Raw genomic sequence first — 15,162 nt, 5'->3', positions numbered from 1 at the left:
TAAATGGCAGCGCTGCAGGGCGCCAGACTTAAGAATTCACTTGAATGCTAGCAGCAAGCCCCTTGTGCGGCAAAGATTTTTTGTCTTTGAGACAAAAGGAAACGTTGTCAAAAGCATACGCAAAAAACGCCCCCAGCCCCATGAACGACGACCGAGGCAGCCAGAAACGCACAACAACTCACAATATGACGCAACCCTAGGGCGTCCTCGCAACAGCCCGATTTTTATAATCAGACTCCCTCCCCTCGGCCAACCCCATGCCACAAGACGAAAATTCTGCACCGCGAGCCCGTCCCTCTGCCGCCTTTTCCGGGCGTGGCATTCTGATCTCGCTGGGCCGGCTGTTGGTAGGGCTGGTGGGGGTGTCTGTGGCCGGGGTGACGGCCATCCTGATCGCGGTGGGCATCGCGCTGGCGGTGGCCTACCCCAATCTTCCCGATGTGGCAGATCTGGCCGACTACCGACCCAAGCTGCCTCTTCGTGTGCTCACAGCGGACGGGCAACTGATCGGCGAGTTCGGCGAAGAGCGTCGCAATCTGTTGACCATCAACGAGATCCCCGAAGTGGTGAAGAACGCCGTCCTGGCGATCGAAGACTCGCGCTTCTTCGAGCATCACGGCGTGGACTACCGGGGCATGCTCCGCGCCGCGCTGGCCAACCTGGGCGAAGCCAAAAGCCAGGGTGCGTCCACCATCACCATGCAGGTGGCGCGCAATGTGTTCCTCTCTGCAGAAAAAAGCTACACACGCAAGATCTATGAGGTCTTGCTGACGTTCAAGCTGGAGCACCAGCTGTCCAAGGAGCAGATCCTTGAGATCTACATGAACCAGATTTTTCTGGGACAACGTGCTTATGGCTTCTCGACCGCGGCACAAACCTACTTTGGCAAACCCCTGAAGGACGTGAGCATTGCCGAGGCGGCGATGCTGGCGGGTCTGCCCAAGGCCCCGTCGGCATACAACCCGATCACCAACCCGAAACGTGCACGCGCCCGCCAGCAGTACATCATCGAGCGCATGGAAGAGAACGGCTTCATCACCCATGAGCAGGCGGAGCAAGCCAAGGCCGAGGAGCTCAAGCTGCGATCAATGGGGAGTGTCCGCAGCCAGGTGCATGCCGACTACGTGGCGGAGATGGTGAGACAAGTCATGGTCTCGCAGTACGGAGATGAGGCCTACACCCGCGGATTGACGGTCACCACCAGCCTGCGTGCGGCCGAACAGGAGGCTGCTTACCGCGCACTGCGCCAGGGCGTGCTGGATTACGAGCGCCGGCAGATCTACCGTGGACCGGAGCTGTTCATCGATCTGCCTGGCGAGAAGGCGGCTCGCGACGACGCGATTGACGAGGCGCTCAACGAGCGACCGGACAACGACGACCTGATGTCGGCCGTGGTGCTGACCGCGACGGCACGCAAGGTCGTGGCGGTGCGTCAGGACGGGGAGCCGTTCGAAATCACCGGCGAGGGTTTGAGGCCGGCGCAGTCCGGTCTGTCCGAAAAGGCCGGCCCCAACATCAAGATCCGCCCCGGGGCGGTGATCCGCGTGATCAAGACAGGCTCAGGCGCCTGGCGCATCACCCAACTGCCCGAGGTGGAGTCGGCATTCGTGGCACTGGATCCCCGCAGCGGCAGAGTGCGGTCGCTGGTGGGGGGATTCGATTTCCAGAAAAGCAAGTTCAACCACGTGACGCAAGCCTGGCGACAGCCCGGCTCCAGTTTCAAGCCCTTCATCTACTCCGCCGCGCTGGAAAAAGGGGTCTCACCCATGACGGTGGTGAACGACGCCCCGTTGTTCTACACGGCGGGTCAGACCGGCGGCAAACCCTGGGAACCCAAAAACTACGACGGCCAGTTTGAAGGACCGATGTCGGTGCGTCGGGCTCTGGCCAAGTCCAAGAACATGGTGTCCATCCGCGTGCTGCAACTGGTGGGCACGCAGAGTGCGCAGGCATGGGTCACGCGGTTCGGATTCGACGCAGACAAACACCCGCCCTATCTCACCATGGCACTGGGCGCGGGCGCGGTCACGCCAATGCAGATGGCCACCGGCTACGCCGTGTTTGCCAACGGTGGCTACCGGATCGCACCCACGCTGATCACACGTGTGGTCGAGCAGAAAGGCAAGGTGCTGTTTGAAGCGCCCGAACCCGTCCTGAGCGACTCGCATCGTGCGATCGATGCGCGCAACGCGTATCTGATGAGCAGCCTATTGCAGGAAATCACCCGGACCGGTACCGCGGCCAGGGCCCAGGCCACGCTCAAACGGCCCGATCTCTACGGCAAGACCGGGACCACCAACGATTCCGTGGATGCGTGGTTCGTCGGCTACCAGCCGACCGTGGTCGCGGCGGCCTGGGTCGGCTACGACAACCCGCGCAACCTGGGCAGCCGCGAAACCGGAGGCGGTCTGAGCCTGCCCATCTGGATCACGTACATGACGGAAGCGCTCAAGGGAGTGCCAGTCACGGAATACACCCCGCCCCCCGGCCTGATCAATGTCGGCGGCGAGTGGTACTACGAAGAATATGGCCCTGGACGCGGCGTGCATGGGCTGGGTCTGCAGGACCCCTGGCCCGGCGCGGCCACCAACGGTGGTGGGGATACCGAACCCGCAACCGGCGACGATGCCGCGGCCAAGCCTCAGTCAGAAGACCGTCGCAGCATCCTGGATTTGTTCAGGAACTGAAGGTCAACGACTGCCCCGACTGCTCACTGGCATAGCGGGAAAGGTGGGCGAAAAATTCACCCTGCCCCTTGGTGTCCATCCAGGCCTGGCCGTCGTACCGGTAGTGGAATCCACCGGCACGAGCGGCCATCCACACTTCCTGCAGCGGCTTTTGCAGGTTCACGACGATCTGGCTGTGGTTCGCAAAGGTGATGGTGATCATGCCGCCCACACGCTGGTTATCGATGTCGGCATCGGTCAGCTCGTTGATGCGGTCGCAGGCCAGCTCAATGGCGACCAGCAAGGCTTCCGCGCGATCCAGATACTCGGTGTCGGTCATTACAATGCAATCACTATGAAGATATCCCGAATTCTAGGTGCCATTCCTGCCCACACACGCATCGTGGGCGGCGCGATGTTGATCGCGCTGGGCCTGTTGGGCGCAGGTTGTGGTCAGAAGGGCCCCCTGTATCTGCCCAGCCCCCAGGCGGCCAAGCGTCCTGCGGCGGTGAAACGGGTCCTTCCCGTGGAGAACAGCCCGGCCGTGGTCAGCCCGACCGAGGTCGTTCCTGCGGAAGTCGTTCCCGCAGAGAGCGACGCGGCGGAACCCAGCACCGAGCCCGCCACCGAAACCACGCCCTGATCCCGGCCAGCCCCCTGGCCTGCAGCGTCTCGATCAAGCCGCGGGGCTGCGAGCCGCCAACACCGACATCAAACACCCCATGGCTCCAACGCCCGGCATTTCCAGTTCCACACTTCCGCCATTTTTCGCGTACCAGGATGGTCAGCTCATGGTCGAGGGGGTGTCGCTGTCCACATTGGCCCAGCAGCATGGCACGCCGCTCTTTGTCTACAGCCGCGCGGCCATGCTTTCGGCCCTGGCCGCATACCAGCGTGGGCTGGCCGGACGCGATCACCAGATTTGTTATGCGATGAAGGCCAACTCGACGCTGGCCATTCTGCAGACCCTGGTGCAGGCGGGTTGCGGTCTGGACATCGTCTCCGGGGGTGAACTGGAGCGAGCGCTCGCTGCGGGGATCGATCCGGCCAAGGTCATTTTTTCGGGCGTGGGCAAAACCCGCCGCGAGATGCGCCGCGCGTTGGAGGTCGGCATCGGCTGCTTCAACGTGGAGAGCCGCGCCGAGCTGGATGTGCTGGACGAGGTCGCGCAAGGCATGGGTCTGCGTGCGCCGGTCAGCGTGCGCGTCAATCCCAATGTGGACGCCAAAACACACCCCTACATTTCCACCGGGCTGAAAGACAACAAATTCGGCATCGCCCATGAAGATGTGGTGGCCACGTACCGCCATGCGGCGGCCTGCGGTGGCCTTCGCGTGGTCGGTATCGATTGCCACATCGGCTCGCAGATCACCGAAGCCGACCCTTACCTGGACGCCATGGACCGCATCCTGGACCTGGTCGAGACCATTGAGGCTGCGGGCGTGCCGATCGCCCACATCGACTTTGGCGGCGGCCTGGGCATCGACTACCGGGGTGACACCCCTCCGGCTGCCGACACCCTGTGGCAACGGCTGCTGCAAAAGCTCGACGCGCGCGGGTTCGGTGACCGGAAGATTCTGATCGAACCCGGTCGCTCACTGGTCGGCAATGCGGGCGTCTGCCTGACCGAGGTCATCTACCTCAAACCCGGTGAGCACAAGAATTTCCTGATCGTGGACGCCGCCATGAACGACCTGCCACGGCCGGCCATGTACCAGGCCTTCCACCAGATCGTTCCGCTCTCCCAACGCCCAGGCGAAACCACGACCTGGGATGTGGTGGGCCCCGTGTGCGAAAGCGGCGACTGGCTGGGCCGTGATCGGGCCTTGAACGTGCAGGCCGGCGATTGGCTTGCCGTGCTGTCAGCGGGCGCTTACTGCATGAGCATGGCCAGCAACTACAACACCCGCGGCAGAGCGGCCGAACTGTTGGTGGACGGCGACGCCGCCACGCTCATCCGGGCGCGCGAAACGGCCGAGGACCAGTTCCGCCTGGAAACCCTGTTGCCGACCCTCTGAGCAACGAACAGCCAGAGGCTCAGACGCGACGCCCCCTCAGCGACGCGCCCCCGGTCCAAAGCGCCGCCACAGCCTCCAGGCCAACAACGCCCCCAGGAGGGTGGCGTACACCGCCACTTCGGCGAAGTCGTTCTTGCCGCTGCGCATCCAGAAAAAGTGCAGCACCGCCAGCACCGCCACCACGTACACCCCTCGGTGCAAAGCCTGCCAGCGCCGAGCCCCCAGGCGCCGGATGGCCCGGTTGAACGACGTGGCAGCCAGTGCCGCCAGCAGCACCCAAGACATCATGCCAACCAGGATGAACGGACGCTTGGCCACATCCGCCACGATCTCACCCAGCTCGAACCCCATGTCGAACCAGGCGTAGGCCAGCAGGTGCAGGCACACGTAGAAGAAAACAAACAGGCCGATCATGCGGCGCAGTCGGGCCAACGTCGACCAGCCGGTGAGTTCACGCAAAGGCGTGACGGTCAGCACCAACACCAGAAACCGCAGACTCCAATCACCCAACGAGCGGATCAAGGCCTCGGCCGGATTGGCGCCGAGCTGGTCGTTCATTGCAGCCCAGAACAACCAGGCGGCCGGAAGGCAGGCCAGCACAAACACAAGCGGCTTGACCATGCCGTGCGCGAGCCAGCGATTCGCGCGGGACGGCGTGCCGCGAACGGTGGCGGGTGAACCGGGGGGCAGAGTCCGGGAGGCCGTGGCGCTGCGCATACGGGATCAATGGCTTTAAAAAAGGGGTTGAAATGCGCCGGGTCAGAACCAGCGGCGCAGGTCCATGCCCGCGTACAACTGCCCCACCTGGTGTTCGTACCCGTTGAACATCAGCGTCTTGCGGCGCTTGGCAAACAACCCACCCTCGTCCCCGATGCGGCGCTCGGTGGCCTGGCTCCAGCGTGGGTGCGACACCTCGGGATTCACGTTGGAATAGAAGCCGTACTCCTGGGGTGCTGCGCGGTTCCAGGCGGTGCCGGGCTGCTGTTCGGTGAACCGGATTTTCACGATCGACTTGCCGCTCTTGAACCCGTATTTCCAGGGCACCACCAGGCGCAGCGGCGCGCCATTCTGATGCGGCAGCACCTCGCCGTACATGCCAAACGCCAGCAGGGTCAGCGGGTGCTGCGCCTCGTCCAGCCGCAAGCCCTCCACATAAGGCCAGTCCAGCACATGGGAGCGCAGACCCGGCATCTGTTGCGGGTCGGCCAGGGTGACGAATTCCACGTACTTCGCACTGCCCTGCGGCTGGACCTGGCGGATGAGCGTCGAGAGGGAATAACCGACCCACGGAATCACCATGGACCAGCCCTCGACACAGCGCAAGCGGTAGATGCGCTCCTCCATCGGCGCCAGCTTGAGCAGGCTGTCGATGTCGTAGCTGCCGGGCTTGTTGACCAGGCCTTCCACCGCCACCGTCCAGGGCCGAGGCTTCAGGGTTTTGGCGTACGCCGCGGGGTCGGTTTTGTCGGTGCCGAATTCGTAATAGTTGTTGTAGCCCGACGCGTGTTCGTAGGTGGACACGGTCTCGACCGTCGTCGCGCCCGGCACGGTCGAGCGGGCCCCGCTCAGGGCAGCCAGGCGCCCCGGGCGCGTTGGCACACCCGGTTGGGCAAAAACATCACGCGCCGCCCAGCTGGCCATGGCCGGGCCGGCCACGCCCAGGGCAAGCCGCTGCAGCCAGGCGCGGCGCCCCAGGTAGGCGGACGGCGGTGTGATGTCGCTGGAAACCGGGTGCTGAAACCCGTTGTCGGTGCTGCGGATGATCATGAATGGCTCCTGGTTTCCCGTAGGTCGTGGGAACCGGTCCATTCTTACAAAGTTCCTGGCCTCACCCTGGAGCCAGGGTCGGCGCACTCAGAGTTCGCCGTAGCTGTGCAGGCCCGAAAGGAACATGTTCACCCCGAGGAACGCGAAGGTCGTGACCACCAGCCCCACCAGCGCCCACCAGGCCGCCACGGTGCCGCGCAACCCCTTCATCAGGCGCATGTGCAGCCAGGCCGCGTAGTTCAGCCAGACGATCAGCGCCCAGGTTTCCTTCGGGTCCCAGCTCCAGTAGCCGCCCCAGGCTTCGGCCGCCCACAGCGCACCCAGCACCGTGGCGATGGTGAAGAAAGCGAAGCCGACCGCGATGGCCTTGTACATCGCGTCGTCCAGCACCTCGAAACTGGGCAGACGCGCGGCGATGCGGTGGCGTCCGTACATGATGGTCGCCACGATCAGCGCGGAAATACCGAAATAAACGAACCAGTAGCTGCCCCCCTTTTCGGCCGCCGACTGGCGAAACACGATGGGCTCGAAACACAGCACCACACCCAGCAGCCACAACGGAGCGAGCTTGTACCAGCGCGATTCGCTGGCGCTCTGCTTGATCAGGAAAGCGAACGCCAGCATCGCGGCGATCGCAAAGGTGCCGTAACCGATGAAGTTGGCGGGCACATGCAGCTTCATCCACCAGCTCTGCAGGGCGGGCACCAGGGGCTGGATTTCATGCGCTTCGCGAATCACCGTGTACCAGAGCAGGAAACCCACCGCCGCGCTGACGACCAGCATGACGAACGCGCCCATCGAGCGGGTCTTGTAGTGGTCTTCGTAGTACAGGTAGAAGGCCGCGGTCATCCAGCAGAACAGCACGAACACTTCGTAGAGGTTGCTGACCGGGATGTGGCCGATGTCCGGGCCGATCTGGTGGCTTTCGTACCAGCGCACCATGGTGCCCACCAGCGCCAGCGTGACCGCGACCCAGGCCAGGCGCGAACCCAGCAGCTCGAAGGTCTGGCCACCGCGGCTGAACATGCCGACCCAATAAAACACGGTGCTCATGAAGAACAGCATGCTCATCCAAAGGATGGCCGACTGGCTGGAGATGAAGTACTTGAGCATGAACACCTGATCCGCCCGAGCCAGGTCGGCCGTGCCGGCCGGGATCTGGTACAGCCAGATCGCCAGCAGCGCGAGCGCGCCGACCACCACCACCAGGACGCGCAGCGGTCGCCAGAACCAGCCCAGCCAGATCATCGAGGGCACCGCCCCGATCAGGATGCCTTTCTCGTACACGTCCATGGCCGCGTTGTACCGGGAGAAAGCAATCAGCCCCCCGGCCACCATCAGCACGGCGAACAGCCAGTCCCACACATTGCGGCGGGCAAAGTAGCCGGGCTCCATGCCCGAGCCATCGGAGCCCTTCTTCAATTCAATGGTCTGGGTGACGGTGGCGGAGGTGGTGTTCATGGCGAAACCTTCAGCAATTGGCTTTTCAAGACGTTGAACTCACGGTCGGCTTCCATGGTCCTGCGGTTGGACGACAAGGCCATGCTGGCCTGTGACGACCGCTCTCCGGTGGGCGAAAGCCACACCCACACCCGGCGCTCACGCACGTAGAGCATGGCAAAAACACCCAGGATCAGCAAGAGGCAACCCAGGTAGACGATGTTCTGCCCCGGCGCGCGCGCCACCTGGAACACGCTGGCCTGCACATGCTTGAAGTCCTTGAGTTGGAAAGTCATGGGCGCGGGGTAAAAGAAGGCGTCGCTCAGGCTCATCACGGCGGCCGCCATGAACTGCTGGGTGGTGTCGCCACGTTCGAGTGGCGGCAAACCGGCGCGCTCGCGGCTGAGCTGCATCAACTCGAACAGGGTGCCGTTGAGGATGCGCACCAGCACGTCGCTCGCGCGTTCACGCTCGGCCTCGGGCACATTGCTCTCCAGGAAGGCCGACACCGCCTGCAGGCCCCCTCGAATCGGGGTCGGTGCCCCGGTGGCGTCCACGGGCGCCAGCTTCACCTGCTCGGCCCCGGCGAACAGGCCAATGGCCCGCGAGGCGGACACCTGCAGCGCCTCGGCCAGTTCCGGTCGGTTGCCCTCGACGGCCGACAGGGCGTAGCGGCGCACCGCCAGTTCGCGCATGGCCGGATCGGCCAGGGCTGTGCGCAGGCGCACGAAACCGTCCATGCTGTCTTGCGCATCGGCCGGGATGCGCAGGTAACGCACGGGCTCGGACGGGGTTTCGCGCACGCCCAGCAGGAACATGCGCACGCCGTCGATCTCCACAGGCAGCATGTAGTTGTTGTACTCCACCGCCTGCCCGGCGGCATCGCGCAGCTTGTAGGTGACGCTCGGTCCCACGTTGCGCAGCGTTTTTTCGGTGCTGGTCTTGTGCCCGGAGCCCAGGCGGCTTTCGATCGAACTGCGCAGATCGACCTTGCGCACGTCCACGTCCGACCCGCCGTTGACGTTGGCGAAGTTCTCCACGTTGATGACGCGCAGCCCGGTGTACTCCAGCGTGAGCTTGTCGTCGCCATTGGTCAGCGCGCTCGTTCCCCCGATCACGCCCGCCACCTCGAACGGCTTGACCTGCCCGTTGAGCGGGACGGCCTGCAGCGTCACGCGCGAGCCCCCGTCGTCAAAGCTGGACTGGTAGATGTTGATACCGCGGTGACTGGCCGGGTGGTTCACCTCGACACGCGCCGGTTTCTGCTCGCCGGTTTCGTGATCGTGGATCACGATGTCGCTGGCGAACAGTTTGGGCATGCCGGTGTCGTAGTACTCGATGATGAATTTCTTGAGCTCGACGGAGAACGGCAGGTCCTGCAGCAGCACCCCGTTGGGCTGGGCCAGGATGGCCGTGCCCGCCGTGGTGCCTTCGGTGACCAGCAGGTTGCCCCGGAAAGTGGGGTTGCTGGCGGACAGCCGGTGCTGTGCCGGCACGTCGGCGATGAGGCCACCGCCCGTGAACGGCGTCTTGCCGTTGAACCACATCTGGGCCCGCACGATCAAGTCGCCGTCCAGCAGCCCCCCCACGCAGACCAGCACGATGGCGCTGTGCGCCGCCAGATAACCGATCTTGTTGGCCACACCCTTCTTGGCCGCCACCATCCAGCCCACCCCGGCCGGGGTTTCACGCGATTGCAGCTTGACCTTCCAGCCCGAGCCGAGCAGTTGTTGCCCGATGCGGTTGGCCGCCAGCTCCGGCGACTCGTCCAGCGCCGCTTCGGTCCGGTTGGGGAACGCCTTGAGGCTCTGCTCGCGGATGTTTTCCTTGAAGGCCTTGAAATCGATGAAGATTTTGGGCGTGTTGCGCACGATGCACAGGCTGGTGCTGGCCACCAGGAACGCCAGGATCAGCAGGAACCACCAGGCGCTGTACACCGAGAAGAGGCCGGCGCTGGCAAACACGTCGGCCCAGAACGGGCCAAACTGGTTGACGTAGTTGTTCAGCGGCTCGTGCTGCTTGACCAGGGTGCCGATCACCGACGCGATGCAGATCACCGTCAACAGTGAGATGGCAAAACGCATGGATGACAACAACTCCACCAGTTCGCTGGTGATGCGGGAGCCGGTGCGGATCTGCAGGCCTTGGGTGGAGACGGTCATGAAGGGCTCAAAAGGAACGGTCCAACAAAAAAGGCGGTCCTGGTGGAACCAGAACGCGCCCTGATGTGATGTGAATTCTGGCTGGCCGTTCAATGCGAAAGGAGAATTTCACGCATTGTGCCGCCAAATATTAACGATTACTTATATCCCCGGTCATCCCCGGGGGCTTGCCTCAGCGCAAGCCGGCGATGTAGTCGGACACCGCCTGGATCTCGCGGTCGTTCAACTTGGCCGCCACGCCGGTCATCTGGGCGTTGTTGTTGCGCGTGCCATCGCGGAAGGCCTTGAGCTGGGTGACGGTGTATTCCGCGTGCTGGCCCGACAGACGGGGGTACTGGGAGGGGATGCCGGCACCGTTGGGGCTGTGGCAACCGGCGCAGGCAGCGATCTGGCGGTCGGCAATGCCACCGCGGTAAATGCGCTCGCCCAGACGGACCAGGTCTTTGTCCTGGGCAAAACCGGTCTTGGCTTTCTGCTCGGTCAGCCAGTAAGCGACGTTGCGCATGTCATCATCGGACAGGCTGCCGGCGAAACCCTTCATGATCGCGTTGTCCCGCTTGCCGGACTTGAACTCGCTCAGCTGCTTGACCAGGTATTCCGGATGCTGCTGGGCCAGGCTGGGATTGGCCGGCGTGGTCGAGTTGCCGTCGGCAGCATGGCAAGCCACGCACACCTGGCCGAACAAGGCCGCACCTTTGGCCAGATCGGGCTTGGCCGACTGGGCATGGGCACTGAACGACAAGGCTGCGGCGGCAGCGGCACAAAGAAGTGAAACGGGCAATTTCATGACTGGGCGGACGTCGGGGGCGACGGGTTCGGGTTGAGGAAATTCGCAATGTGTCTGGACTTAGCCAATCAATTTTACAATGCCCCACCGGGAAAACCCCAAATGACCCATCACCACACTCCAGCCCCCCCCAAAGCCCCGCCAACCCGGGGCGCCCCGGCGGCGCAAGCCGCCGCCCACGCTGGAAAAACCGCCGGCCCAGGCCAGGTCGATGCCAAGATCGCGCACGGCTGGCTGCACACCGCCCGCTTTCTCACCACCGCACCCCAACTGGAGCACCTGCCCGAGCTGGGCATGCCGGAAATCGCGTTCGTTGGCCGCTCCAACGCCGGCAAGTCGACCTGCATCAACACGCTGACGCAACAGAAGCGGCTGGCGTTTGCGTCCAAAACCCCGGGGCGTACCCAGAGCATCAACCTGTTCGCGCTCGGCAAACAGGGCGTCACCGACGCGGTGCTGGCCGATCTGCCCGGCTACGGGTACGCCGCCGTGCCGCGCGAGGCCAAGCTGCGCTGGCAACGCGTCATGGGCAACTACCTCCTGACGCGGGCCAATCTCAAGGGCGTGGTGCTGTTGATCGATCCACGCCTGGGGCTGACCGAACTCGACGAGATCCTGCTCGAAGTGATCCGGCCGCGGGTCGAGGAAGGCCTGAAGTTCCTGGTGCTGCTGACCAAGGCCGACAAGCTCAGCCGTTCGGAAGCGGCCAAAGCGCTGTCGATCGCGCGACTGCAAAGCGGTGGTGGCGAAGCGAAGCTGTTCTCCGCCTTGAAGAAGCAGGGACTGGACGAAGTGGCCCTGCTGCTGTGGCAGTGGGCCCACGAACCCGCCGGCGCGGTGGCCCCAGCCGCTGCCAGCGCTGAGGAGGAAGACGAGCCGCCCGCGCTGGATTGATCCTCGGCGCCACCGCTGGCGCCTGCGGTTGCTCAGTCGCCGTTGTAGAGCGACGCCTCGCCCGGCGGGCGCGTCTTGAAGCGCTTGTGCACCCAGTAGTACTGCTCGGGCATGGTCGCGATCATGGCTTCGAGCTTCTGGTTCATCGTGGCGGTGTCGGCCACCGCATCCTCACCCGGGTAGTCGCTCCAGGCGGGCAGCACCTCCACGTCGTAGCCCTCGCGCGTCATGCGGCTGATCACCGGCACCACCCGCGCATGGCCCAGGCGGGCGATGCGCGGCAGGGTCGGCACGGTCGCGGTGGACACGCCGAAGAAGGGCACGAACACGGATTCCTGCGGCCCCATGTCCATATCGGGCAGCAGGTACAACGCGCCACCGCCGCGCACCAGATGGATCACGGGGCGCAGCCCCTGGTGCTTCTCCACCAGCTTCACGTCGCCAAAACGCAGCCGCCCCGCGCGGATCCATTGGTCCACCGCTTCGTTGAGCTGCCCGGCATAAATGCTGATGAGTGGGCGCTTCACGTTCAGCGACACCGCCATGCCCCCCGCATCCAGCCCCACGAAATGCGGCGCGAGGATCACCGTGGGCTGCTCCACCTGCAGCTCGTGGGTGGCGCCGACCATCCGCAACCGGGCGCGCACCGTGGCTTCGTCCGCTTCCCAGAGCCAGCTGCGGTCCAGCCAGGCCTGGGCAAAGTGCACGAAATGCTGGCGCACGGCCCGGCGCCGCTGGGCCTCGCTGTCCTGCGGAAAACACAGCGCCCAGTTGGTGCTCGCGATGCGCCGCCGCCGCGCGGCCACCAGATGCAGCACCTGCCCCACCAGCCAGCCCAGGCCCCGCACCCAGGACAGCGGCAGGCGCGCCAGCAGGCGCATGAATCCCAGGCCCAGGCGGTCGCTCCAGCGCTGGGGCGCCTCCGACGGCTGAGCGGTTTCGGTGGTTTTCGACATGGACAAGAAGGAGGCCTTGAAAAGGGTTTACCGCAAAGGGAGCGACGTGCCGGGGCCAACGTCCGCGCCGGCCTGGCCATGTGGCACCTTGTACCGGGCATAGGACCACAGGTACTGCGGCGGGCATTCTCGCACCAGCGATTCCATGGCCCGGTTGATCTGTCGGGCCGCTTCGTGCGCATCGGTGGACAGCGTGTCCGCGCCCGCCGGTCCCAGGGGGCGCACCCGCACCAGATAGCCCCGTCCCCAGCTCAGCCGCTCACCCCAGATCAGCACCACCCGGGCCCCGCCCGAATGGGCCAGGCGCGCCGGCAGCGTCATGGTGTAGGCCTCGCGGCCAAAAAAAGGCGCCCAGAGCCCCTGCCCGGCCGGAGGCACCTGGTCGGGCAACAGGCCCACCGCCTGCCCGGCTTTGAGCGCTTTGATGAGCTGTTTCACACCGGCCAGCGTGGTCGGCGCGGTGCTCAGCCCCGGGCGATTGCGCGCATTGGCCACCAGTTCGCGCAGCCAGGGCTGCCGGGCCGGACGGAACAACACGGTGACGGGCTGCTGCTGCCCGAAACGCTGGGCATAGGCCTGCGCGGTGATCTCGAAACAGCCCAGGTGTGGCGTGAGGAACAACACCCCCGCCCCGTGCGCCTGCGCGGCTTCGATGTGGGCCGCACCCTCCCAGCCGACGCGGACCGGGCGCCCCAGCCACAACCGGGGCAGCTCCGCCACCAGCTTGCCCGCCTCGCCCACCGAGGACCAAGCCACCGCCCGCGAAAAACCCGCCTGCTTCACGTTGGCAAACAGCTGGCGGCGGTAGCGACCCGAGAGCAGGAAGCTGAGCCAACCCAGCAGCCAGCCCAGCGCGTGCAGCACGGGCAGGGGCATCCAGGACAGGAAACGGAAAACCAGTTGTACGAAAGCAGTCACGAAGTGCTCGGATGGACGGGCGTGGCCGGCGACGGCGGTATTCTTCGGGGTGGCGCGTCGCCCTCGGCGAAAAGGGTTTTCGGCATCGGCGACGGCGCTTGATTTAAACTACGCCCATCGCCGAGTTATTGAACTAATTGCGGGGCGATTCACAAATTCCGCTAAAGCGTTCGCCGAACTCTGAAGACCGGCAACGCCGATCAACCTAACCGGAGTTTATATGGCGAACGACTTTCTCTTCACTTCCGAATCCGTCTCTGAAGGCCACCCCGACAAGGTCGCCGACCAGATCTCAGACGCCATCCTCGACGCGATCTTCAAGCAAGACCCGCGCTCCCGCGTGGCCGCCGAGACGCTGACCAACACCGGCCTCGTGGTGCTGGCCGGTGAGATCACCACCAACGCACACGTCGACTACATCCAGGTCGCGCGCGACACCATCAAGCGCATCGGCTACGACAACACCGAATACGGCATCGACTACAAGGGCTGCGCCGTGCTCGTGGCCTATGACAAGCAGAGCAACGACATCGCCCAGGGCGTCGACCACGCAAGCGACGACCACCTGAACATCGGCGCCGGCGACCAGGGCCTGATGTTCGGCTACGCCTGCGACGAAACGCCCGAGCTGATGCCAGCGCCCATCTATTACGCCCACCGCCTGGTCGAGCGCCAGGCCCAGCTGCGCAAAGACGGCCGCCTGCCCTTCCTGCGCCCCGACGCCAAGAGCCAGGTGACCATGCGTTATGTGGACGGCAAGCCGCACAGCATCGACACCGTGGTGCTTTCCACCCAGCACAGCCCCGACCAGAGCGAAACACCGCACAAGATGAAGGCCTCGTTCATTGAGGCCGTCATTGAAGAGATCATCAAGCCGGTGCTGCCGAAAGAGTGGCTGAAGGAAACCCGCTACCTGATCAACCCGACCGGCCGCTTCGTCATCGGCGGCCCGCAAGGCGACTGCGGCCTGACCGGCCGCAAGATCATCGTCGACACCTACGGCGGCGCCTGCCCGCACGGCGGCGGCGCCTTCAGCGGCAAAGACCCGAGCAAGGTCGACCGCTCGGCCGCTTATGCCGCACGCTACGTGGCCAAGAACATCGTGGCCGCAGGCATCGCGCGCCAGTGCCAGATCCAGGTGGCCTACGCCATCGGTGTGGCCAAGCCGATGAACGTGACGGTCTACACCGAGGGCACCGGCGTGATCCCGGACGAAGCCATCGCCGCGCTGGTCAGCGATCACTTCGACCTGCGCCCCAAGGGCATCATCCAGATGCTGGACCTGTTGCGCCCGATCTACGAAAAGACCGCCGCCTACGGCCATTTCGGTCGCGAAGAGCCCGAATTCAGCTGGGAGAAGACGGACAAGGCACAGGCGTTGCGGGAAGCCGCAGGCCTCAAGTAAGGCCACACTCTCGGCCTGGGAGCACGCCTCCGTCGCGCAGCGCTATACCACGTCGGCAGCGGCCGCGCTTGCATGACCGCCCCAACAAGCCCCTGTGCATGCGCCAGGGGCTTTTTTTTTCCCGCCATACGGTTTCAAATGAGCGCAGG

13 protein-coding genes are annotated in these 15,162 nt (G+C 64.6%); 5 read left to right on the top strand and 8 right to left on the bottom strand.

The features are described 5' to 3' along the window. Nucleotides 1-257 precede the first annotated feature (257 nt). A complete protein-coding gene (locus KIH07_RS09765; protein WP_226491786.1) occupies nt 258-2,687 on the top strand; it encodes a penicillin-binding protein 1A in 2,430 nt (809 codons plus the stop codon). Here KIH07_RS09765 and cyaY read toward each other — a convergent pair. Then, nucleotides 2,677-3,006, bottom strand: a complete 330-nt coding sequence (gene cyaY / locus KIH07_RS09760; protein WP_226491785.1) for an iron donor protein CyaY — start codon at nt 3,004-3,006, stop codon at nt 2,677-2,679. The two genes, KIH07_RS09765 and cyaY, sit on opposite strands and share 11 nt — an antisense overlap. 15 nt (nt 3,007-3,021) lie before the next feature. Here cyaY and lptM point away from each other — a divergent pair, with 15 nt between their 5' ends. Together lptM and lysA are read left to right on the top strand one after the other, a co-directional pair. Beyond that, nucleotides 3,022-3,309: an LPS translocon maturation chaperone LptM gene (gene lptM, locus KIH07_RS09755; protein WP_226491784.1), complete on the top strand. Its 288-nt coding sequence runs from the start codon at nt 3,022-3,024 to the stop codon at nt 3,307-3,309. A gap of 79 nt (nt 3,310-3,388) precedes the next feature. After that, entirely contained in the window at nt 3,389-4,684 is a 1,296-nt protein-coding gene (gene lysA / locus KIH07_RS09750) for a diaminopimelate decarboxylase (RefSeq protein ID WP_226491783.1), read from the top strand. 36 nt (nt 4,685-4,720) lie between these two features. On the opposite strand, the gene KIH07_RS09745 is transcribed toward lysA, so the two are convergent. From KIH07_RS09745 to KIH07_RS09725, 5 genes are all read right to left on the bottom strand, one after another. Beyond that, nucleotides 4,721-5,305: a sulfite oxidase heme-binding subunit YedZ gene (locus KIH07_RS09745; RefSeq protein WP_226491782.1), complete on the bottom strand. Its 585-nt coding sequence runs from the start codon at nt 5,303-5,305 to the stop codon at nt 4,721-4,723. Between the two features lie 138 nt (nt 5,306-5,443). Continuing rightward, the gene (msrP, locus tag KIH07_RS09740; protein WP_226491781.1) at nt 5,444-6,451 is read right to left on the bottom strand and encodes a protein-methionine-sulfoxide reductase catalytic subunit MsrP; all 1,008 of its coding nucleotides are present in this window, start codon (nt 6,449-6,451) and stop codon (nt 5,444-5,446) included. Nucleotides 6,452-6,538: 87 nt separating this feature from the next. Next, the gene (gene ccsB / locus KIH07_RS09735; protein WP_413465727.1) at nt 6,539-7,912 is read right to left on the bottom strand and encodes a c-type cytochrome biogenesis protein CcsB; all 1,374 of its coding nucleotides are present in this window, start codon (nt 7,910-7,912) and stop codon (nt 6,539-6,541) included. Further along, nucleotides 7,909-10,053: a cytochrome c biogenesis protein ResB gene (locus tag KIH07_RS09730; protein ID WP_226491780.1), complete on the bottom strand. Its 2,145-nt coding sequence runs from the start codon at nt 10,051-10,053 to the stop codon at nt 7,909-7,911. Before KIH07_RS09730 ends, ccsB begins: the two co-directional genes overlap by 4 nt. Before the next feature lie 172 nt (nt 10,054-10,225). Beyond that, nucleotides 10,226-10,840: a c-type cytochrome gene (locus KIH07_RS09725; RefSeq protein ID WP_226491779.1), complete on the bottom strand. Its 615-nt coding sequence runs from the start codon at nt 10,838-10,840 to the stop codon at nt 10,226-10,228. A 102-nt stretch (nt 10,841-10,942) separates the two neighbouring features. Here KIH07_RS09725 and yihA point away from each other — a divergent pair, with 102 nt between their 5' ends. Beyond that, nucleotides 10,943-11,734: a ribosome biogenesis GTP-binding protein YihA/YsxC gene (gene yihA, locus KIH07_RS09720; RefSeq protein ID WP_226491778.1), complete on the top strand. Its 792-nt coding sequence runs from the start codon at nt 10,943-10,945 to the stop codon at nt 11,732-11,734. Nucleotides 11,735-11,766: 32 nt separating this feature from the next. Here the strand turns inward: yihA and KIH07_RS09715 are convergent, their stop codons facing one another. Together KIH07_RS09715 and KIH07_RS09710 are read right to left on the bottom strand one after the other, a co-directional pair. Beyond that, entirely contained in the window at nt 11,767-12,690 is a 924-nt protein-coding gene (locus KIH07_RS09715) for a lipid A biosynthesis acyltransferase (RefSeq protein ID WP_226491777.1), read from the bottom strand. A 27-nt stretch (nt 12,691-12,717) separates the two neighbouring features. Then, nucleotides 12,718-13,608, bottom strand: a complete 891-nt coding sequence (locus KIH07_RS09710) for a lysophospholipid acyltransferase family protein (RefSeq protein ID WP_226491776.1) — start codon at nt 13,606-13,608, stop codon at nt 12,718-12,720. Between the two features lie 220 nt (nt 13,609-13,828). On the opposite strand from KIH07_RS09710, the gene metK reads away from it, so the two are divergent. Then, nucleotides 13,829-15,013 carry a methionine adenosyltransferase gene (gene metK / locus KIH07_RS09705; protein ID WP_226491775.1) on the top strand — a complete coding sequence of 395 codons (1,185 nt, stop codon included), beginning with the start codon at nt 13,829-13,831 and terminating at the stop codon, nt 15,011-15,013. Nucleotides 15,014-15,162 lie beyond the last annotated feature (149 nt).

The organism is Hydrogenophaga taeniospiralis (assembly GCF_020510445.1).
Lineage (GTDB): Bacteria > Pseudomonadota > Gammaproteobacteria > Burkholderiales > Burkholderiaceae_C > Hydrogenophaga.
Note: the sequence above shows the minus strand (reverse complement) of the source record. Positions and strands in the feature narration are given on the sequence as shown.

Bases quoted from the DNA above. Each gene is read 5' to 3' on its own strand.
- KIH07_RS09765 (WP_226491786.1), top strand. From the start codon at position 258: ATGCCACAAGACGAAAATTCTGCACCGCGAGCCCGTCCCTCTGCCGCC.
- cyaY (WP_226491785.1), bottom strand. From the start codon at position 3,006: ATGACCGACACCGAGTATCTGGATCGCGCGGAAGCCTTGCTGGTCGCC.
- lptM (WP_226491784.1), top strand. From the start codon at position 3,022: ATGAAGATATCCCGAATTCTAGGTGCCATTCCTGCCCACACACGCATC.
- lysA (WP_226491783.1), top strand. From the start codon at position 3,389: ATGGCTCCAACGCCCGGCATTTCCAGTTCCACACTTCCGCCATTTTTC.
- KIH07_RS09745 (WP_226491782.1), bottom strand. From the start codon at position 5,305: ATGGTCAAGCCGCTTGTGTTTGTGCTGGCCTGCCTTCCGGCCGCCTGG.
- msrP (WP_226491781.1), bottom strand. From the start codon at position 6,451: ATGATCATCCGCAGCACCGACAACGGGTTTCAGCACCCGGTTTCCAGC.
- ccsB (WP_413465727.1), bottom strand. From the start codon at position 7,912: ATGAACACCACCTCCGCCACCGTCACCCAGACCATTGAATTGAAGAAG.
- KIH07_RS09730 (WP_226491780.1), bottom strand. From the start codon at position 10,053: ATGACCGTCTCCACCCAAGGCCTGCAGATCCGCACCGGCTCCCGCATC.
- KIH07_RS09725 (WP_226491779.1), bottom strand. From the start codon at position 10,840: ATGAAATTGCCCGTTTCACTTCTTTGTGCCGCTGCCGCCGCAGCCTTG.
- yihA (WP_226491778.1), top strand. From the start codon at position 10,943: ATGACCCATCACCACACTCCAGCCCCCCCCAAAGCCCCGCCAACCCGG.
- KIH07_RS09715 (WP_226491777.1), bottom strand. From the start codon at position 12,690: ATGTCGAAAACCACCGAAACCGCTCAGCCGTCGGAGGCGCCCCAGCGC.
- metK (WP_226491775.1), top strand. From the start codon at position 13,829: ATGGCGAACGACTTTCTCTTCACTTCCGAATCCGTCTCTGAAGGCCAC.